Annotated in this window: 1 protein-coding gene; it reads left to right on the top strand. The window is 52.9% G+C overall.

Annotated features, from left to right (window positions below):
* The first annotated feature begins 95 nt into the window (after positions 1-95).
* A complete protein-coding gene (locus tag KJB29_RS19085) occupies positions 96-1,055 on the top strand; it encodes an IS1595 family transposase (RefSeq protein WP_215735893.1) in 960 nt (319 codons plus the stop codon).
* The last annotated feature ends 5 nt before the right edge of the window (positions 1,056-1,060 follow it).

Genomic DNA, 1,060 nt, shown 5'->3' with positions numbered 1-1,060 from the left:
CCTGATTAGCGTCGATCTTCCGCTGACGCCTGATGTGACATTTGCTGTCGCAGCATGATGATAACTTCATGGCATCTTTCATCGGGAGGATCGCCATGAAGATGAACCGTATTCAGTTTCAGCCGGGCATGAGCCTTAACCAGTTCCTTGACCAGTACGGGTCACAGGAACAATGCGAAGCTGCTCTCGAAGCATCACGGTGGCCTGACGGGTTTTTCTGTCCGAAATGCCACAGCACCCGTCATAGCTGTTACCGCCGTGGCCGACGGGTCAAAGTGTTTCAGTGTAGCGATTGCCGAACCCAGACGACGCTGACAGAAGGAACAATCTTCCACTCGTCAAAGCTGCCTTTAACCATCTGGTTCCAGGCAATGTTCTTTCTGACCCAGAACAAGAACAACGTCGCCATCTTGGAACTCAGACGTCTGATTGGCGTCAGTTACCGTGCGGCTTGGCGACTCAAACACAAGCTCATGCAGATCATGTATGAGCGGGAACAGTCCACCGTCCTGTCAGGGCGGATCGAGGTGGATGATGCCTATCTTGGCGGCGAACTTCCCGGCGGCAAAGTTGGTCGCGGTTCTGAAAACAAGGTACCCTTTATCGCGGCGGTTCAAACCAATAAACAAGGCCATCCGCTCTATGCGGTATTCTCGACCGTAAAGAGTTTCTGCCGGCAAGAGGTCGAACTCTGGGCCAGGCGATCCCTCGTACCTTGCTCCCTGGTAGTATCGGACGGACTTCGGTGTTTTCAGGCTGTAGAGGCTGCCGGCTGCTTACACCAGAGAGAAGTTGTTGGTAAAGAGCGAAAAAGCACCAGCATGGACTGCTTCAGCTGGGTCAACACGGTGCTTGGCAACCTGAAGAACGCCATTACCGGGACCTATCATGCTTTTGACTTCGAGAAATACGCCCATCGTTACTTGGGCGAGTTCCAATACCGATTCAACCGGCGCTTTGATCTTGCTGGCATGTTCAAACGGCTCCTGAGGGCGACTGCCAATGCCAACAAAGTTACAGAACAGAAACTTCGACTAGCGGAAGATTGGCGCTAATCAGG

The sequence above is a fragment of the Geobacter grbiciae genome, from assembly GCF_018531165.1.
GTDB lineage: Bacteria > Desulfobacterota > Desulfuromonadia > Geobacterales > Geobacteraceae > Geobacter > Geobacter metallireducens.
This window is presented reverse-complemented; position numbering and strand designations above follow the sequence as displayed.

Bases quoted from the DNA above. Each gene is read 5' to 3' on its own strand.
- KJB29_RS19085 (WP_215735893.1), top strand. From the start codon at position 96: ATGAAGATGAACCGTATTCAGTTTCAGCCGGGCATGAGCCTTAACCAG.